This is a genomic window from Streptomyces lincolnensis, assembly GCF_021173675.1.
GTDB classification, from domain to species: domain Bacteria; phylum Actinomycetota; class Actinomycetes; order Streptomycetales; family Streptomycetaceae; genus Streptomyces; species Streptomyces lincolnensis_B.
Genome location: NZ_JAIHON010000006.1, coordinates 561481 through 579437 on the forward strand (window position 1 = coordinate 561481; position 17957 = coordinate 579437).

The 17957-nt window shown below is 73.0% G+C and carries 14 protein-coding genes; 4 read left to right on the forward strand and 10 right to left on the reverse strand.

Annotated elements, in window-relative coordinates; genetic code table 11:
• Positions 1-26: 26 nt before the first annotated feature.
• The 3 genes from K4B79_RS20220 to K4B79_RS20230 all read left to right on the forward strand — a co-directional run bounded on the left by K4B79_RS20220 (position 27) and on the right by K4B79_RS20230 (position 2710).
• Complete coding sequence (locus K4B79_RS20220) at positions 27-422, forward strand: MerR family transcriptional regulator (protein ID WP_232028358.1); 396 nt, start codon at positions 27-29, stop codon at positions 420-422.
• Positions 423-432: 10 nt separating this feature from the next.
• Positions 433-1377 (forward strand): RNA polymerase sigma-70 factor, encoded by a 945-nt coding sequence (locus tag K4B79_RS20225; protein ID WP_232028193.1) that lies wholly within the window; start codon positions 433-435, stop codon positions 1375-1377.
• Positions 1378-1489: 112 nt separating this feature from the next.
• A complete protein-coding gene (locus tag K4B79_RS20230) occupies positions 1490-2710 on the forward strand; it encodes an NAD(P)/FAD-dependent oxidoreductase (RefSeq protein WP_232028194.1) in 1221 nt (406 codons plus the stop codon).
• Positions 2711-2897: 187 nt separating this feature from the next.
• Here the strand turns inward: K4B79_RS20230 and K4B79_RS20235 are convergent, their stop codons facing one another.
• The 7 genes from K4B79_RS20235 to K4B79_RS20265 form a co-directional block, all read right to left on the reverse strand.
• On the reverse strand, positions 2898-4550 hold the full coding sequence (locus K4B79_RS20235) for a DEAD/DEAH box helicase (RefSeq protein ID WP_232028195.1): 1653 nt from the start codon (positions 4548-4550) through the stop codon (positions 2898-2900).
• 187 nt (positions 4551-4737) lie between these two features.
• A complete protein-coding gene (locus K4B79_RS20240) occupies positions 4738-4941 on the reverse strand; it encodes a cold-shock protein (RefSeq protein ID WP_028799214.1) in 204 nt (67 codons plus the stop codon).
• 382 nt (positions 4942-5323) lie between these two features.
• The gene (locus tag K4B79_RS20245; protein WP_232028196.1) at positions 5324-7708 is read right to left on the reverse strand and encodes a transglutaminase domain-containing protein; all 2385 of its coding nucleotides are present in this window, start codon (positions 7706-7708) and stop codon (positions 5324-5326) included.
• Entirely contained in the window at positions 7705-8871 is a 1167-nt protein-coding gene (locus K4B79_RS20250) for a DUF58 domain-containing protein (protein WP_232028197.1), read from the reverse strand. Before K4B79_RS20250 ends, K4B79_RS20245 begins: the two co-directional genes overlap by 4 nt.
• Positions 8871-9842 carry an AAA family ATPase gene (locus K4B79_RS20255; protein WP_232028198.1) on the reverse strand — a complete coding sequence of 324 codons (972 nt, stop codon included), beginning with the start codon at positions 9840-9842 and terminating at the stop codon, positions 8871-8873. Before K4B79_RS20255 ends, K4B79_RS20250 begins: the two co-directional genes overlap by 1 nt.
• Positions 9839-11899: a hypothetical protein gene (locus K4B79_RS20260; RefSeq protein WP_232028199.1), complete on the reverse strand. Its 2061-nt coding sequence runs from the start codon at positions 11897-11899 to the stop codon at positions 9839-9841. Before K4B79_RS20260 ends, K4B79_RS20255 begins: the two co-directional genes overlap by 4 nt.
• A gap of 219 nt (positions 11900-12118) precedes the next feature.
• Complete coding sequence (locus K4B79_RS20265) at positions 12119-12514, reverse strand: hypothetical protein (protein ID WP_232028200.1); 396 nt, start codon at positions 12512-12514, stop codon at positions 12119-12121.
• A 228-nt stretch (positions 12515-12742) separates the two neighbouring features.
• Between K4B79_RS20265 and K4B79_RS20270 the strand changes: the two genes are divergently transcribed.
• On the forward strand, positions 12743-14251 hold the full coding sequence (locus tag K4B79_RS20270) for a helix-turn-helix domain-containing protein (protein WP_232028201.1): 1509 nt from the start codon (positions 12743-12745) through the stop codon (positions 14249-14251).
• Between the two features lie 88 nt (positions 14252-14339).
• Here the strand turns inward: K4B79_RS20270 and K4B79_RS20275 are convergent, their stop codons facing one another.
• The 3 genes from K4B79_RS20275 to K4B79_RS20285 all read right to left on the reverse strand — a co-directional run bounded on the left by K4B79_RS20275 (position 14340) and on the right by K4B79_RS20285 (position 17902).
• Positions 14340-15185, reverse strand: coding sequence for a hypothetical protein (locus K4B79_RS20275; protein ID WP_232028202.1), 846 nt, complete (start codon positions 15183-15185; stop codon positions 14340-14342).
• Between the two features lie 176 nt (positions 15186-15361).
• Positions 15362-16573, reverse strand: coding sequence for an FAD-dependent monooxygenase (locus K4B79_RS20280; RefSeq protein ID WP_232028203.1), 1212 nt, complete (start codon positions 16571-16573; stop codon positions 15362-15364).
• 171 nt (positions 16574-16744) lie between these two features.
• Positions 16745-17902, reverse strand: a complete 1158-nt coding sequence (locus K4B79_RS20285) for an XdhC family protein (protein ID WP_232028204.1) — start codon at positions 17900-17902, stop codon at positions 16745-16747.
• Positions 17903-17957: the final 55 nt, after the last annotated feature.

Below are 17957 nucleotides of genomic sequence, written 5' to 3' on the forward strand. Positions count from 1 at the left end.
GTATGAAGGTCAAGGGGGAACCTGCCGTGCTGATCGGGGAGTTGAGCCGGAGGACCGGAGTCCGTACCCACCAACTGCGTTACTACGAGGCCCAGGGTTTGCTGGAGCCCCGGCGGGGCACCAGCGGCTATCGCGAGTACGGCGAGGACGCCGTGCTGGCCGTGCGCCAGATCAGGAACCTGCTCGGCGCCGGGCTGTCGACGGAGGAGATCTCCTACCTGCTGCCCTGCCTCTCGGGCCCGGCCCCCGAGATGAAGCCCTGCCCCGAGCTCCTGGACACCCTGCGCGCCCGGCTGACGGGCATGGACGAGCACATCGACACGCTCGTCCGCTCCCGTCAGGTCCTGCGCACCTACATCGAGGCCACGGAACGGCTGGTGCCGCGGGCGGAAGTCGTGGCGGGCCCGCCGGACCGGACCTAGGATCCCGACCATGACGATGACCAGGAACGACGTGGACCGGTTCGAGGCGGCCAGACCCCGTCTGGAGGCCATCGCCTACCGCCTGCTCGGCTCGGCGAGCGAGGCGGAGGACGCCGTACAGGAGACGTTCCTGCGCTGGCAGGGCGCCGATGCCGACCGTGTCGAGGTCCCCGAGGCCTGGCTGACGAAGGTGCTCACCAACCTGTGCCTCAACCAGCTGACCTCGGCCCGCGCCCGCCGCGAGACCTACGTCGGCCAGTGGCTGCCCGAGCCGCTGCTCGCCGGGGACCCCATGCTCGGCCCCGCCGACACCGCCGAACGGCGCGAGTCGGTCTCGTACGCCGTACTCGTCCTCCTGGAGCGGCTGTCCCCGAACGAGCGGGCGGTGTACGTGCTGCGGGAGGCCTTCGACTACCCGCACCGGGAGATCGCCGAGATCCTCGACATCAGCGAGGCCGCCAGCCAGCAGATCCTGCACCGGGCGAAGAAGCACGTCGCGGCCGGCAAGGCCCGCACCGAGATCGACGAGGCGGCCGCCCGGCGGATCGTCGACGAGTTCCTCGCGGCGGCCACCAGCGGCCGGACCGAGCCGCTGGTACGGCTGCTCACCCAGGACGCGATCGCGGTCGGCGACGGCGGCGGCAAGGTGCCGGCGCGGGCGAGGGCGTTCGAGGGCGCGCTCGCGGTCGCGAAGTTCATGCGGGGCCTGTTCAAGCCCGCCAAGGCCAAGCGCGACCTGATCGGCGGCCGGGCCGAGATCCACGCCACGCTCGCCAACGGCGAGCCCGCCCTGGTGGCGGTCGTCGACGGCCGGGTCGTGGGCATCACCTGCCTGGAGGTCACCGCCGAGGGCATCACCGCGCTCCGCAGCCAGGTCAACCCCGACAAGCTGGAGCGCGCGACCCGGCTGTGGGCGGCCACCGACCACGGAGAACCCCTGATGCAGGCCTTCTGACACCGTCCGACTCCGGTGTGACGTGCTTCACATCTCGTTCCTGTCAGGAAACGGCGGGCTGCCCGGTTCAAGGGGCGAACCAGCCGAAGAGCAGCAGACAGGGGAGTCGGACATGCAGCACCGCATCGTCGTTCTCGGAGCCGGATACACCGGAGCCATCGCCGCCGGGCGTCTGGCCAGGCGGCTGCGTCCGGAGGACGTCGCCATCACCCTCGTCAACGCCGAGCCCGACTTCGTGGAGCGCGTCCGCATGCACCAGCTCGCGGCCGGCCAGGAGCTCAAGGCCCGGCCCTTCGAGGAGATGTTCGCCGGCACCGGGGTCGCGCTGAAGCTCGCACGGGTCACCGGCGTGGACGTGGACCGCAGGACGGTCGCCGTCACCGGCGTGGACGGCACCGGCGGGCAGGAGGAGGAACTGGAGTACGACACCCTGGTGTACGCGCTCGGCAGTGGCTGGCACGACGCGGGTGTCCCCGGTGCCGCCGAGCACGCCCACGAGGTCGCCTCCCGCCCCGGAGCGCTCCGGCTGCGCGAGCGTCTGGCCGGCCTGGACGCCGGACAGAGCGTGGTCGTGGTCGGCGGTGGTCTCACCGGCCTGGAGGCCGCGACCGAGATCGCCGAGGCCCGCCCGGACCTCGACGTCTCCCTCGCCGCGAGCGGCGCCCTCGGCGACTGGCTCTCGCCCAAGGGCCGCCGGCATCTGCGCGGGGTCTTCGACGGGCTCGGCATCACCGCGCACGAGCACACCGCCGTCACCGCCGTGGAGGCCGACCGCGTCACCACCGCCGACGGCACGGAGATCCCCGCCGCGGTCACCGTGTGGACCACCGGCTTCGCGGTCCACCCGATCGCGAGGGCCACCAGCCTGGAGGTGACCGACAGGGGGCAGATCGTGGTCGACGCGACCATGCGCTCGGTCTCCCACCCCGACGTCTACGCCGTCGGCGACGCGGCCATGGCGATGGGCCCCGGCGACAAGCCGCTGCGGATGTCGTGCGCCTCCGGCACCCCCATGGCATGGCAGGCCGCCGACGCCATCGCGGCCCGGCTGACCGGCCGGAAGCTCCCCCACGCGCCGCTGCGCTACTTCAACCAGTGCATCTCGCTGGGCCGCAGGGAAGGGCTGATCCAGTTCGTCACCGCCGACGACCGCGCCGTCCCGTCGGCCCTGACCGGACGTCTCGCCGCCGGCTACAAGGAACTGGTCTGCAAGGGCGCGGCCTGGGGCGTCGCCCACCCGATGCTCGGGATGCCGGCCCGCCGCCGTCCCGTCGTACAGCGGCAGGACGCCGGCGAGGCGCTCCCCCGGCTCTCCTCGCCGGTGTCCCGCTGACGCCGCGCGACCAGCACCCGCAGGTGTCGCCAGGACCGAGACCGCCCGGCGCGAGAAGGCGGTGACCGCCACCACGACGAACCGGTACGGCCCGATGGATTCGGGCCGTACCGGTTCGTCGTACTGAAGTCGTACGGGAGTCGTACGGGAGTCGCGCTGGAGCCGTGGTGGCTCAGCGGGCGAGGTGTCAGGCGGCCGAGCCGAAGCGGGACCGTCGCTGCGTCCGGCGGCGCGCGGCGTCGCCGGAGGACTGGCCCTGACCGCCACCGCCCTGACGGGACTGACCGCCCTGACCGGACTGACGGGACTGGCCGCCCTGACCGCCTTGGCCGGACTGACCGGACTGGCCTCCCTGGCCCCGGCGTCCCCGACGGCCCCGGGACGGGGACGAGGAGGACGCGCCGCGGGGACGCTCCACGGTCGGCGTGGTGATGACGACCGGGACACCCGAAGGGGCCTTGGCGCCCGTGATACGGCTCAACTCCTCCTCGCCCGACCGCACCTGGGCGATCTGGGGAGTGATGCCCGCCGCGGCCATCAGCCGGGTCATCTCGCGGCGCTGGTCGGGCGTGACCAGGGTGACGACGCTGCCGGACTCGCCGGCGCGGGCGGTGCGGCCGCCGCGGTGCAGGTAGTCCTTGTGGTCGGTCGGCGGGTCGACGTTCACGACGAGGTCGAGGTTGTCGACGTGGATGCCGCGCGCCGCCACGTTGGTGGCGACCAGCACCGACACATGCCCGGTCTTGAACTGGGCGAGGGTGCGGGTGCGCTGCGGCTGCGACTTGCCGCCGTGCAGGGCCGCGGCCCGGACACCGCTGTTCAGGAGGTGCTTGGTCAGCCGGTCGACGGCGTGCTTGGTGTCGAGGAACATGATCACTCGACCGTCCCGCGCCGCGATCTCCGTGGTCGTGCGGTGCTTGTCCGCGTCGTGCACATGCAGGATGTGGTGTTCCATCGTGGTGACCGCGCCCGCCGAGGGGTCGACGGAGTGGACCACCGGGTCGTGCAGGTAGCGGCGGACGAGCAGGTCGACGTTGCGGTCCAGGGTGGCCGAGAACAGCATCCGCTGTCCGTCGGTGCGCACCTGGTCGAGCAGTGCGGTGACCTGGGGCATGAAGCCCATGTCGGCCATCTGGTCGGCCTCGTCGAGGACGGTGATGGCGACCTGGTCCAGCCGGCAGTCACCGCGGTCGATGAGGTCCTTCAGCCGCCCGGGGGTCGCGACGACCACCTCGGCGCCGCCGCGCAGCGCGCTGGCCTGGCGGCCGATGGACATCCCGCCGACGACGGTGGCCAGGCGCAGGCTCACGGAACGGGCGTACGGGGTGAGCGCGTCGGTGACCTGCTGGGCGAGCTCGCGGGTCGGGACGAGGACGAGGGCGAGCGGCTGCCGCGGTTCAGCACGTCGGCCCGCGGTACGGGCCAGCAGGGCGAGGCCGAAGGCGAGGGTCTTGCCGGAGCCGGTGCGCCCCCGGCCGAGGACGTCACGGCCGGCCAGGGAGTTCGGCAGGGTCGCCGCCTGGATGGGGAACGGAACGGTCACGCCCTCTTGGCCGAGCGTCTCCAACAGCCGTGCGGGCATGTCGAGTTCGGCGAACGCCTCGACGGCCGGGAGTCCCGGCGTCAGGGTCTTCGGCGGCGCGAACTCGCCCTGTACGACAGTCCGGCCCGACGGGCGGCCGCCGGAGCCCTTGGAGCGGCGCGGGCCGCCGGAGCGGCCGGAGCCACTGCCGGAACCCGAGCCACCGCCGGAGCCGAAGCGGTCATAGCCGCGGGAGTTGCCGGAGCCTCCGGAGCCGCCGGAGGTACGGGTCGATCGGGATGTGCGGGCACGCTTCATGCGGAACCTTCCTTGATGCGGCGCGTATCAAGGAATTCCCGCAGCGGTCGAGCGGCGCTGAGAATCTCGAGACGAGCCAAAAACGATGGGGGCGAGTATTTCCTCGCGCTGCCCTGAAACGCAGCAGGCCGGGGCCCGCACCCCAGAGGTGCGGGCCCCAGCTGCGAAGTATGCGTCAGCGCCGGTGTCAGGCGGGAACGATGTTCTCGGCCGTCGGGCCCTTCTGGCCCTGCGCGATGTCGAACGACACCTTCTGGCCTTCCAGCAGCTCGCGGAAGCCCTGGGTGGCGATGTTGGAGTAGTGGGCGAAGACGTCGGCGCCGCCGCCGTCCTGCTCGATGAAGCCGAAGCCCTTTTCCGCGTTGAACCACTTCACGGTGCCAGTAGCCATTTCAATTCTCCTTCGGAGACGGTGTCAGGAATTCGCCGTGTGCGAATTCCGTGTCGCCGTGATGATCAACCCGTCGGAAAAAACCTTCTGGCAACCACACCTGCAACTGAGATCGACAGTAGCACGGTGCCACCGGGCCTGTACGTTCGATGATTTCCCTCCGCCGGGCGCTCGGGGAATACTCGCTGTGCCCCGCACTTATTTCTCATTCCACGAGCACAGATATTGCGCGCCGCGGAGCCGGTCCGCCCGCCCGGCCACCCCGTCCGCAGCCCTGTGACCTCCTCCGACGGACGAGGGGACCGGTCATCGCCGTCCTCGGACGTCACGCGGGCGAACGCGCGGAAAACCCGCCACCGCGACGAAGGTCACATTCACTTCGTCATCGCCGCCCCCACGCGGCCCAGGGCCCCGGCGCCGCGGAACGCAGCAGGCGGAGCAGGCGGGTGCGGCGCGGGACGCGGTGCCGGACGGTCGTCTCGACCGCCTCGCAGTCCGCCCACGCGGCGTCCGCGGCCTCGGCGTCGGGTCTGCGGTCCGCGTACGCGACCTCGTTGACCAGGGTGGCCAGTTCCGGCAGCCGTGGGCCCACGGCGCCGCCCACGCGCGCCGCGCCGAACGCGGCCACCTCCTGTGCGGTGTGTGCTCCCGTGGCGGGCAGGCCGATCTCCGTGAGGCGTTCGGTGATCTGCTGCCAGGCGCCCAGCACCCGGCGCCCGGCGTCCGGGTCGTTGCGGCGTCTGCCGCGCCGCCGGTACGGCAGCCACAGCGCGTACAGCACATAGGCCGTGGCGAGCAGCAGCAGCGCGCCGGGAGCGACGAGCCATACGGGCACCCCCGCACCGGACTCGCCTCCGGCGGCGGTGTCCGTCCCCCGCGGTGCGTGCGGCGGCGTCGAGGGCCGCGCCGGTCCGGCGGTCTCCCGGTCCTTTTGCTGACGATCCCCGGGCTCGTCCGCCGCCACGGCGGACGAGCCGCCCTGCGTGACCTCGCCGGGCGTGGGATGGAACGGCACCCAGCCGACACCGGCGAACCTGACCTCCGGCCAGGCCAGCACGTCCTGTCCCCGCACCTGCCAGGTCCCGGCGCCGGTCCGCGTCCCCGGGCGGAAGCCCACCGCCACCCGGGTGGGCAGGTCCAGGGTGCGCGCCAGCACCGCGAACGAGGCGGCGAACTGCTCCGACGTGCCGCGCCCGCCGTCCGTCAGGAAGAACTCCAGGTTCCGGTAGGTGTGTCCGGGCAGCGCGCCGGGGTCGAGGCGGTAGCCGGCGCGCAGCCAGTCGGCCAGCCGTACGGCCCGCTGGTAGGGGTGGGTGCTGCCCTCGGTGACCCGCTCGGCGATCTTCCGGAAGCTCGCCACGGAGGGGATCGGCCGCCCGGCCGCGTCTACGGCGGGCAGGCGCACCCGCGCCGGGTCGTCGGCGGCGGCCGCGTACCGCAGCCGCTCGGCGTCGTACACGGGAAGGCGGGAGGTGGCGGTGTAGGTGAAGCCGCGCGGGACCGCCTCGCCCGTGGAGAGCACCCCGCTGTCCGGGTCGACCGACAGGGAGGTGCCCTCGGGCGTGCTCACCGACGCGGGCCGGTCGGCCGCGGGGAGCCAGATCCCGGGCAACGACCGTACGGTGAAACGCTGTTCGAGCGTCCTGGTGCGGTCCGGGCCGGCGCCCTTCTCCGCCGGGACCCGGCCCCCGGTACGGGTCAGCCCCGCGCCGCTGCTCCAGGTCGTCCCGTCGTACCGGTCGAGGACCGCCAGCCGGTAGTTCCCGGGGGCCGCGCCCGAGGTCCGTACGGTGAAGACCGCCTCCTCACCGTTGCGCATCCAGGCCGCGACCTGGTCGAGCGGGCTGGTCGACTGCGGCCGTACGGCCTGGGGCGTGACGGCCGTCTTCCCGAGGTCGTAGGGCGTGCCGAGGCCGGGAAGGTGCGGGCCCAGCAGGGCCGCGACGAGGCCGAGCGCTGCGACGGCCGGCAGCCGCGGCGCCAGGGCGCGCAGCGGGAGCCGGACCCGTGAACGGACCAGGACCAGCAGCGCGGCGGCCCCCGCCAGGGCGCCTGCGGCCGGGTACGAGGTGCCCGGACCGTCCGCGCCGAGCACCAGCGCGAAGCCGAAGGCGAGGACCGCGGGGAGGGCCGGGAGCAGCGGGGCGCGGGTGCGCAGGGCGAGTTCCGCGGAGACGGCGGCGGCCGTCCACACCACGGCGTGCGGCAGCACCAGCAGTGCGGGCTCGCCGGGCGCGGGCAGGATGGTGGACAGCAGCGCGTGCGGCGCGTCGAGCAGCGCCGACCACGCGGCGCGCAGCGCGGGTCCGCCCGGCAGACCGTCGCTCACCTCGTGGAACAGCGTCGCGCTGACGACGACGGCCCACGCGACGACGGTCAGCAGCGCGGAGGGCCAGAGGGGTGTGGTGGGGCGGCCCCGGCGGGTGGGGTGGGGGCCTTCGCGGGCGGGACGGCGGCCGAGCAGACCCGACAGCACCGCCGACAGGACGACCGGGACGGGCACGGCCACCGCCAGCACCGGGAGCAGCTCGGACGGGGGGAAGACCCGGGCGAACCCGTACCCCGAGGCAGCGGACAGAGCGGCCACGGGCAGCAGCGACCACAGCCGTCGGGCCCTGTCGTCAGCGTCCGCGGGCCCGTCGGCCGCCGGGGCGGACCCCGGGCGGTTCGGATCCGGTACGTCGTCCTGCCGCACCGGGGAGCCGGCGGTGACGGCGCTGGTGGTGGCTGTGACGGCGGTGGGGACGGTGGTGGCGGTGGTGCTCATCGCGAGGCCTCCCGGCGCCAGCCGGCCAGCAGGTCGTCCAGCGAGGCGACGCGCAACTGGGGTACGTCGAAACGGGCGCCGCCGGACCCATCGCGGACACCCTCGCCCCGCGCGTCGGCGCCGACGCGCACCACGGTCACCCGGTCGAAGCGGTGCCGTACCCGGTCGACGGCACCGAGCCCCCGGGTGTCGTCGGTGCCGGTGACGACGACCAGGGACCCGCCCCCGCGGTGGTTCTCCAGCCCGTCGAAGGCGCCGGCCAGGGACTTCAGGTCCGAACGGCCCACGACGGCCAGCCCGTCCAGGAGCGCCTCGCCGTCGTCGCCCGAGCCGTCGGTGTGCAGGAGCGGTCCCGTCTCGCCGAGCAGGTGCACGGGAAAGTGGGAGCGGGCGGCGGCGTGAGCGACGGAGGCCGCGCAGTCCACGGCCAGTTCGAAGTCGTCCTCCGAGGCGTAGGCGCGCTCCCGGGTGTCGAGCACGACGGTGGTGTGCGGGAGGGAGACGTCGACCATCTGGCGGACCATCAGCGTGCCGGTGCGGGCCGTGGACCGCCAGTGCACCCGCCGCAGGTCGTCGCCGAGCACGTACTCGCGCAGCGCGTGGAAGGTCAGCGAGCCGTCGTCGGCGGTGTCGGAGGCCGGCCCCTCCACATGGTGCGCCTGCCCGGACGGCAGCACGGGCAGCGGACGGACCCGGGGCCGCACGAGCAGCGTCTCCGCCCCGCCGTAGGGGCGCATACGGCGGGCCAGCCCGAACGGGTCGGTGCGTTCCAGCCGCAGCGGCCCCACCGGGACCCGGCCGCGGCGGACGGTGGGCAGCGCGTACCGCAGTTCGTGGGCCGTGCCGGGACGCAGCGGCGGGACGGCGGCGGTGATGTCCCGGTCGCCGCACCGGTCGACGGCACGCAGGCCCCGCCGGGTGCGGCTTCCCGTGTTGGTGAGGGTGACGACGCCCTCGGCGGCATCGCCCCGGCCCACCCTGCTCGGCGCGATCCGCCGCTCGGCGCCCAGCACGGGCGCGGGCAGCGCCCACAGGACGGCTGCGGCGACGGCGAACAGACAGGTCAGGCCGAGCACCGCGGCCTCGCCGTATCCGAACGCGTAACCGGTGCCGGTCAGTACGGAGCCCGCCGCCAGCGTGCCCCACCCGGTGGCCGACAGCATCAGACGCGCGCTCTGCTGTCCAGCGGCACGGTGGCCAGCACCTCTTCGACCACGTCCATCCCCGTGCGGCCCCTCAACTCGGCCTCCGGGGTCAGGATCAGCCGGTGCGCCAGGACGGGCCCGGCCAACGCCTTCACATCCTCGGGGAACGCGTACGGCCTGGACTGCGAGGCCGCCCGCACCCGGACCGCCCGCAACAGGGCGACGGAACCACGCGGTGACGCTCCCAGGCGTACGTCGGGAAGGTCGCGGGTCGCCGCCACCACCCGCACGATGTAGTCGTACAGCGCGTCGGCCACCTGCACCTCGGCGGCGGCCGCCGTGGACTCCGCTATCTCCTCGGCGGTGGTGACGGGGGTCAGCGACTCCGGGGTGAGGTCCGTGCCCGCCCCCTTGAGGACCGCGACCTCGTCGGAGTGATCGGGGTAGCCGACGGTGATCCGCATCAGGAACCGGTCGAGCTGGGCCTCGGGCAGCGGGTAAGTACCGCCCATGTCCACCGAGTTCTGCGTGGCCAGCACCATGAACGGGCGGGGCACCGGGTGCGTGGTGCCGTCTGCGGTGACCCGGCGTTCCTCCATCACCTCCAGCAGCGCGGACTGCGTCTTGGGGGAGGCGCGGTTGATCTCGTCCCCGAGCACGACGTTGGCGAAGACCGGGCCCGGCAGGAACTCGAAGGTGCCCGTGTTCTGCCGGTAGACGGTCACGCCGGTGATGTCCGACGGCAACAGGTCCGGGGTGAACTGCACCCGCGCGAAGTCGGCCTCGATCGACGCGGCGAGGCAGCGGGCGAGGGTGGTCTTGCCGGTGCCCGGCACGTCCTCGATCAGCAGGTGGCCCTCTGCGAACAGGCAGGTCAGGGCGAGTTCGATGGTGTCGCGCTTGCCCTTGAGGACGCGTTCTATGTTGTCGGCGAGGGCGTGGAAGCGGGGGGCTAGGGGGGTGGAGGTGGTGGTGTGGGGGGTGGTCATTCGCAGTACCAGACGTCGGGGTTGAAGCGGGAATGGACGTACGCGTCGAAGGTGTATCCGCTGATGCCCTGGTAAGTGATGCGAGCCCAGACGTCGGTTGTCTCACCGACCTGTGTGAGTTCCTCCCCCTGCACCTTGCAGTGGACGGTGACTTCGGGGCTCGACATGCCGGGGATGCTGCCTGCCCTTTCGCCTTCCTGAGTGGTGGGCTTCTCGCGGATTCCGACGGTCTTGGGGTTGCTCTGGTTGTTCACGATGTTCATCTTCTGAGGACGTGGGATCAGGTCGAGCGTCCCGCTCGCCGCGCCGCCCGATCCGGCGGCGTTGCGCGCCGCCACCGACACCACATGAGTGTCACCGTTCCGCAGATTCGCGTACGTACGGCTGGTGTCTGTGGTCTCTACCGCTCCGTCGGGTCCGCTGACCACGTACGTCACCTGGCCGTCGGTGTCCTGCGGCGCCTCCCAGGTCACCGTGCCGCCGCGTCCGCCCTCGGACGGAGTCACGGTGAGCCCCCGCGGCGCCCCCGGCGCGATACAAGGCCGCGCCAACGCCGACGGCGCGGACTCCTTGTCCGGCTTGCCCCCGCCGTACTCCGCGACCACGACGAAGCTGTACTGCTCCTCGCAGGACCCGCCCCGGACCTCGAAGGTGAACGGGCCGTCAGGGCCGACCCCGTCCGGAGTGACGGTCTGGTCGGGGGCGGCCCCCTTGAGGACGTAGCGCTGGGGGGTCGCGCCCAGGGCCTTGGCGAAGGTGATGCGGATGGCGCCCGACCGGGACTCGGCCTGTGGTGCGCCTGGGGCGCCGGGTTCGGGCGCCGGGAGCGTCGACCCCGGGCCGGGGCCGGGCGTCTGGCCGGACGGAGGCCCGGAGGCGCCGCCGGACGGGGGAGCCGTCGGGTCCGGGGCACCCGCTGGGGGCGGAACAGGCCCGGCGGGGATCCCCGTCGGGACGCTGTCCTCGACCGGCTGGTCCCCCGGCTCGCGCGCGGACGGCACCTCCGCCCGGTACTTGGCGATGTGCCGGACCTCGCCGTCGGCGTCGATCACCGCGGCGTCGGCGCCGTCGGGGTCGTTGGCCCACAACAGGCCGTCGCGGACGAAGAGTTCGAGCTCGCCCGCGCCCTTGGTGACCTGCACGGGTTCGGCGAGCGCGGAGAGGGCGGTGTCGTACACGAGCAGACGGCCGGTGGACTCGTCGGGTATGTAGACCCGCTTGCCCAGGAGTTGGGGCGCGCCCAGGTCGTGGGCCTCCGTCGGCACCTGGGCTCGGGTGGTGTGCCGGCTGCGGACGTCCACCACCACCAGATCCCCGGTGTCGGCGGCCAGGACCGGTACCGCGGAGCCGTCGGTGCCGGCCGGCACCAGGACGCCGGCCGGGTCCGTCCCGGCGACCGCGTCGCCGAGGTCGAAGGAGCCGCGTACGCCCGTGGCCGTCAGTACCCGCGTCACGCCGGCGGTCCGGTCGGTCACCACGGGGCTGCCGTCGGCGAGAGTCAGCACGAGGTCGTGGCCCGCTTCGGCCACCTTGATCGCCGTACCCCGCACGCCCTTGACGAACGGCACCACCGTGCCGCTGTCCGGCAGCGGCAGCCACAGCGTGCCCTCCCCGTCCACCACGGCGGCGCCCGGCCGCCCGCCCACGTCCACGGGCGTGCCCTTCGCCGTCGTGAGGGCCGGGTCGATCTGCTGGACGGTGCCCTTCGCGGGATCGACGACGTACGCCTGCGCCCCGCCGGAGACCAGTTGCAGCCCCGCCGCACCGTAGTCCGCGGACTGCGCGGCACTCAGCTGCGAGGTGTCGATCCGTACGACCTCGCCGGTCCGCTCGTCCAGCACCAGCGTGGTGTCGCCGTCCTGCGCGACCGACACCGGATGACCCGCCGTCCCGGCCGGCAGCACGACCTTGCCGTCCACGTCCCCGGTCAGACCGTGGGCGTGGACGACCGCCCCCTTCTCGCCGCCCGTCAGCCAGGCGCCGATGTCCGCGAGCCTCGGCCGCGTACCGGACTCACCGGCCCCGACCGCGACCGAGGTGCCGATGAGCGTGCCCACCGCACCGATCGCTATGTACCCGGTGACCCGGTTCCCCGTCGGCCGCAGCCTCCCCCGAGCAGCCGTGACCAGTGCCGCGCAACGCCCCCGGACACCCGTCATCACTCGTCCCCCTCGAGAAACACAACCGCTCTCGCGCACAGGGTAATTGGGATCCATACGGCTGTCAGCGGCGAAGCGGGCCCCGGACCGGCAAGTGGTCCGGGGCCCGCCGACCCGCTACGGAACGAAGTACTCCGGGACGAGCGTGGAGCCGCAGCTGGAGGAGGAGTCGATACGGATGCCGTTGGGCACGTGGTTGTAGAGCCTGTAGACGCGTTCCGGGTGGCCGGCGGGCAGGCACGCCACCAGACCGTCGGTGTGACGGATGTACACGACGTCGTCGTTGCGGGAGTTGACCGCGTGCCAGACGTTGGAGTTGGGGAGCGACTGCCAGCCCGAAGTGACCTCCCGGTAGTCCTCGATCAGGTTCCTGTTGAAGTCGTAGACACAGGCGTACGGGTACGCGCAGCCCAGGGCCGCGGCCTGGGCGTTGGACGCGCCGGTCATGACCACTGCGCCCGACAGCGCGACTGCGGACGCTGCGACCGACAGTTTCTTCTTGAGATTCCTCATGTCTTCCCTCTCCTGAGGCTCCTGAGGAGCACCCGGGCCTCTCACCGGACCCGCGGTGGTGCCGACGCTCGCAGCGCGTTTCGACGCCTGGCAACGGATCACCGACCGATGGGATGCTGGGACGCCGAAACGCGTGGTGACCTTGTATGTCAGGTGGTCCGCTGGGACGCCGGTGGGACAGAGGGACGGCACGGCAGTGGGTGCCGAGGGAGCCGGGGGAGAAGGGCGATGGGATCGCAGCCCGTGGAGTTCGAAGAGTTCGCCGCCTGTCTGCGGGCGCTCAGGGAACGGGCGGGCCTCAGCTACGGCGCGCTGGCCCGGAAGACCGGGATCGGCAGCTCCAGCCTGCACCGGTACTGCTCCGGCTCGTACGTCCCGCAGGACTACGGCGTGGCCCACCGGTTCGCCACGGCCTGCGGGGCGTCACCCGAGGAACTGCGCCGATTACACCGGCTGTGGGCCCTGGCGGACGCGGCCCGGGAGTCGGGCGTAGAAGTACAAGTAGAAGTACAAGTAGACGTAGAAGTAGAAGAGGACAGCGGTCAGGACGGGACCCACGGGTCGGACTCGGGGCCGGACCCCGACCCGGCCCCGGCACCGGACTCGGCCGCCGCACCCCGTCCCCCCTGGCACCGCCGCAAACCCCACCCCCTCCTCACGCTCGCGCTCGTCCTCGCGCTGGGCGCCACCGCGTGGGGCATCGCGGCCGTGTCCGGATCCACCGACGACGAGGAGCGCCCGCTGTTGTCGCCGAAGTGTCCCGAGTCGGTGAGTGTGGGGCAGCGTGGGACCTGTGTGCGGGAGGCGCAGCGGCTGCTGGCCGGGACGGGGGCCGAGTTGGACGTGGACGGTGCCTTCGGGCCGCAGACCCTGCGCAGGGTCACGGCCTTCCAGGTGCTGTCCCGGCTCGACGTCGACGGCGTGGTCGGAGAGGAGACGAAGAGGGCGCTCTACGCGCCGAAGGTCAGGATGGACACGTGGGCGCCCGCGAAGGTGCGGCAGCGGGTCCGTGAGGTGTTCCGAGCCGTGCCCGACCAGGCGGTGGCCCTCGCCGACTGCCAGTCGCGCCTCGACCCGCTCCACGTCGTGCCGAACGCCGACGGCACCCGGAACTGGGGCGTCTTCCAGATCCCCGACACCGCGCTGCGCGGACTCGGCGGCACACCGCGCGACGCGATGGACCCGGAGTGGAACATCCGGGCCGTCCACAGGCTGTGGACGCGTACGAAGAACTTCGGCGGGTTGCCGCGCTGCGCCCGCGCGACCTCACCCACCCCCGTCGCACCGGGTCTGATCGAGGCGCCCGCCGGCCCGCCGACGGCACCCCCGGTGGACGACGCCCCCGCGCCCCCGGCGTCCACGACCGCCGTCTGCCCGGCCCCGGGCCAGCGGTTCAAGACGCTCACCGACCTGCGGGTCTACCTGGTCGGCCCCGGCCGCCGGCTGTACTACGTCCCCGACGCGATCGTGTACTTCAACCTCTGGGACGACTGGAACGGCGTGGCCGTCGTCAGCGCCGGCGTCTTCGCGGACTGCGGCTGGGACGAGGCCCGCGAGCTGGCCGACGCGTCCCTGGCCAGGACGGACGGCGACGCGCGGACCTACATCTGGGACGCCTGGTACGGCTACCGCCCGATCCCCGACCGGACCGCCTTCACCAGGTACGGCTTCTCGGAGGCGAAGGTCCAGCGACGGCCCTCCCTGTCCCCGGTCGGCGCCGACGCCAGGTGGCAGTGAGCGTGCGGAGGGGTCGAGAAGTGGGCGGGATTCGAGGAGTGGGCGGGATTCGAGGAGTGGGCGGGATTCGAGGAGTGGGCGGTACGGCTCAGTGGTCGTCGCGGACGGTCGTCGCGATGCCGTTGGCGACCACGACCTCGGCGGTGAAGCCCTTCTTGGCGGCCTTCTCCAGTTCGGCCTCGGTGCACTGGGTGCCGCCCTGGCCGCCTTCACCGGTGTTCGTGTCGCCGCAGATGTCGCCGTAGCCCCAGATCTTCGTGTCCTCGGCGACGAGGAACTGCTGCTCGACGCCCTTCATGTCGGAGACCGTGTACTTGCCCGGCGCCAGGTAGGAGACGTTGCCGAACCAGGTGCCGTTGACGCCCTTGCCCTTGTTGATGCCCTCCACGACGGTCTCGCGGGAGCCGGTGTCCTGCCCGGCGGCGGCACGTCGTTCCGTCACCAGGGTCGCGATGCCGTTGCTCGTCTTCACGTCGGCGTTCACCGCGCCCTTCTTGGTGGCCGCCTCCAGCTGGTCCAGTGTGCAGGGCGCGTCCACCTTGGACCCCGCCTCGCCGCATATCGTGCCGGCGCCGTAGACCTCGGTGTCCTCGGCCACCAGGAACTGCTGGTCGCCCCTGCCCGGGACGGACACGATGTACTTGCCCGGGGCGAGATAGCTGACCTTGCCGTTCTCGAAGGACCCGCTGACGCCGCCCTTCGAACCAGAACCCTTCGAACCCGACCCCGTCGAACTCGCGGCGCCTTCACCGCCCTTGGTGTCCTTGGTGCCCTTGCCGTCCGTGGAACCCTTCTCCGCGACCGCCGCCGCCGCGTCCGCTCCGCCCCGGCCGGACGACGTGTCGGCGGTGTCGTTCTGGCAGGCGGTCATCAGCAGCCCGGCGGTGATCGCGGCGGTGACGACGACGGCCTTGCGGAGGTGGCGGTTCAGCACGGGAGGTTCCTTCCGAGGTGGGAGTGGCGGGAAGCCGGGGGCGTTTCCGCCGGCTGCCCGTCTCTGTGTCGACTATGAGGAACCCCGGAGCCCTCAGGTCGCGCCTGTCCTCCCATCAGGACACCGCCGTCGCACAGCCGTGACACAGCAACACACCTGTACTGAACGGCGGTTGGTCACCGCGTCAGCCGGCGCCCGCCGAACTCGCCCGTCCCGGTGGCCTGCTTCCACCAGGTCTCCAGGGCCGTCTGGTCGAAGGTCCGCCAGTTCGGGGTCTCGGTGACCAGGGCGCGGCCGAGCCGGCGGCCGAGGTCGACCATGACCGGGCCGGAGGGCGCGCGGCCGGCGTCGTAGGCGGCGAGGCCCTCGGACCAGGTGGGCGTGGAGGTGAGGGCCGTCTCCAGGACCGTGGCGTCCTGGAGGGCCTTGACGGCGCCGGCGCCGGTGTGGGGGCGGGCGACCGTGGCCGCGTCGCCGATGAGCAGGGCCCGGCCCACGGCGTACCGGGGCGCGGTGAAGTCGTACAGGGGCTGCAGGAACAGCTCGTCGTGGGCCGTCGCCCGCACCAGGTCGGCCCAGTACGGGGGCAGCGACTCGGCGCAGACCTCGGCGAGATGGGCGCGCAGCCCGTCACCGGCCGTGCCCGGGGGCAGGCTCGTGGGCGTGTCCATGCCCTGGTCCAGGCCCGGCGGCGGGGTCGTGTACAGGATCCAGTTGACGCGGTGCCCGCCGGCCTCGTCCGGGATGCGGTACACGACGAGATGGCCGCCCTCGAAGAGGATGTACGCGCCCTCGTCCTCGGGCGGCAGCTCCGCGTCGCCCAGCCGGCTCACCGGGTAGGCGCCGCGCCAGGCGAGGTAACCGGCGTACTCGGGACGGACGTCGGCGTACAGGGACGCGCGCACCGTCGAGCGGTAGCCGTCCGCGCCGACCACGACGTCGTAGCGCTCGCTGCGCCCGCCCGTGTGCACCTCGGCGCCCTCCGGTGTCGCCTCGACCACCTCGACTGCCGAACCGGGTCGGAATACGGCCGTCCCGGGTATCCGGCCGCGCAGGTCGTGCCAGAGCGAGCCCCAGTTGTAGGTGCGGAAGGGGAAGGGCAGGACGGCGATCTCGCGGCCCCGCGGGGTGGGCGCCGCCGCGTCGTCGCGGACGTAGTAGCGGCTGCGGGTGATCTGCACCCACGGTATGGAGGCGTCGACGTAGCCGGCCGACTCCAGTTCCGCGTAACGGGCGTTGTGCACGGCGACCCCGACCCCGCGGTCGGTCATGCGGCCCGCCGCCCGCTCGTACACCGTGATCTCCTCGGCCCCGGCCCGTCGCAGCGCGAGTGCCGCCGCGCATCCCGCTATGCTCCCGCCGACCACCGCGACCCGGCCACCCTGCATGCTGTGCCTCCGAAGCTAGGGTCTGTCGTTTGGATCACGCCGGCGTCGCGGGGTGTGGCACGCACCCCGCTCGGGTCCCTTGAGAGGCGCAGTCACTCGCAGCCGACCTGATCCAAACGACAGACCCTAGCCCGCTCTGCGCACGGCGCCCCTCCGGCGGATCGCGCCCGATCATGATGCCAGCCACGTGATCGGGGTGAACTCCGCGCCCTCTCCCCGTTCTTGCCGGGCCGGGTGGTGGATCGGGCCGGTGGTCCGGGACAGGGGCAGGCCGGTTCCCCGGTGGGTGTCGGCGACGATCTCCGCCGCGATGGACAGGGCGGTCTCCTCGGGTGTGCGGGCGCCGAGGTCGAGGCCGATGGGCGAGCGCAGCCGGGCCAGCTGCTCGTCGGTCACGCCCGCCTCGCTCAGCAGGCGCAGCCGTTCGTCGTGGGTGCGGCGGGAGCCCATCGCGCCGATGTAGCCGACGGGCAGGTCGAGGGCCAGCCGCAGCAGGGGGATGTCGAACTTGGCGTCGTGGGTGAGGACGCAGACGGCGGTACGGGTGTCCACGCCCGTCCGGGCCAGGTAGCGGTGGGGCCAGTCGACGACGACCTCGTCGGCGTCCGGGAAACGGGCGGGCGTGGCGAAGACCGGCCGGGCGTCGCACACCGTGACCCGGTAGCCGAGGAAGGCCCCGGCCCGGCCGAGGGCGGCGGCGAAGTCGACGGCGCCGAAGATGAGCATGCGCGGGCGGGGCGCCGCCACGTGGACCAGCACGGACAGCCGCTCCGGACAGGTGGCCGCGTCGCCGCCGACCTCCACCCGCGCCGTACGGCCCGCCCGCAGCAGCCCCTCCGCCCGCACCCTCACCGCGCGTCGCGCCGCCCCGGTCAGCGAGCCGTACGGCACGCCTTCCTCGGCGTCGACGAACAGCATCCGGCCGAGCAACTCGCCGGGCCCCTCGACGACTTGGGCGACGGCGACGGCGGCGGTCCGGCCGTCCAGCGCGTCGGCGAGGTGCGGGTGGTCCCGCGGGTCGACGCGCTGGACGAGGACGTCGAGTTCGCCGCCGCAGGTCAGTCCTACGGCGAAGGCGTCGTCGTCGGAGTAGCCGAACCGGGCCCGCTGCGGGGCGCCCCGGTCGCGCAGCGCCGCTCGGCACAGTTCGTAGACCGCGCCTTCGACACAGCCGCCGGAGATGCTGCCGACGGCGTTACCGTCCTCGTCCACCGCGACCGAGGTGCCCACCGGCAGGGGTGCGCTGCCGGTGACGCCGACGACCGTGGCCAGGGCGAAGGGGCGGGCCTCGCGGCACCAGCGGCGCAGTGTGTCCGCGATGTTCAGCATCTGCTGCCTGTCTCCGTGGGGGTGAGGTCGGGGTGGGGCGCTTCGGGTCGTGCCG

Coding starts and splice junctions, on each gene's coding strand:
- K4B79_RS20225 (WP_232028193.1), top strand. CDS start 433: ATGACGATGACCAGGAACGACGTGGACCGGTTCGAGGCGGCCAGACCC.
- K4B79_RS20230 (WP_232028194.1), top strand. CDS start 1,490: ATGCAGCACCGCATCGTCGTTCTCGGAGCCGGATACACCGGAGCCATC.
- K4B79_RS20235 (WP_232028195.1), bottom strand. CDS start 4,550: ATGAAGCGTGCCCGCACATCCCGATCGACCCGTACCTCCGGCGGCTCC.
- K4B79_RS20240 (WP_028799214.1), bottom strand. CDS start 4,941: ATGGCTACTGGCACCGTGAAGTGGTTCAACGCGGAAAAGGGCTTCGGC.
- K4B79_RS20245 (WP_232028196.1), bottom strand. CDS start 7,708: ATGAGCACCACCGCCACCACCGTCCCCACCGCCGTCACAGCCACCACC.
- K4B79_RS20250 (WP_232028197.1), bottom strand. CDS start 8,871: ATGCTGTCGGCCACCGGGTGGGGCACGCTGGCGGCGGGCTCCGTACTG.
- K4B79_RS20255 (WP_232028198.1), bottom strand. CDS start 9,842: ATGACCACCCCCCACACCACCACCTCCACCCCCCTAGCCCCCCGCTTC.
- K4B79_RS20265 (WP_232028200.1), bottom strand. CDS start 12,514: ATGAGGAATCTCAAGAAGAAACTGTCGGTCGCAGCGTCCGCAGTCGCG.
- K4B79_RS20270 (WP_232028201.1), top strand. CDS start 12,743: ATGGGATCGCAGCCCGTGGAGTTCGAAGAGTTCGCCGCCTGTCTGCGG.
- K4B79_RS20280 (WP_232028203.1), bottom strand. CDS start 16,573: ATGCAGGGTGGCCGGGTCGCGGTGGTCGGCGGGAGCATAGCGGGATGC.
- K4B79_RS20285 (WP_232028204.1), bottom strand. CDS start 17,902: ATGCTGAACATCGCGGACACACTGCGCCGCTGGTGCCGCGAGGCCCGC.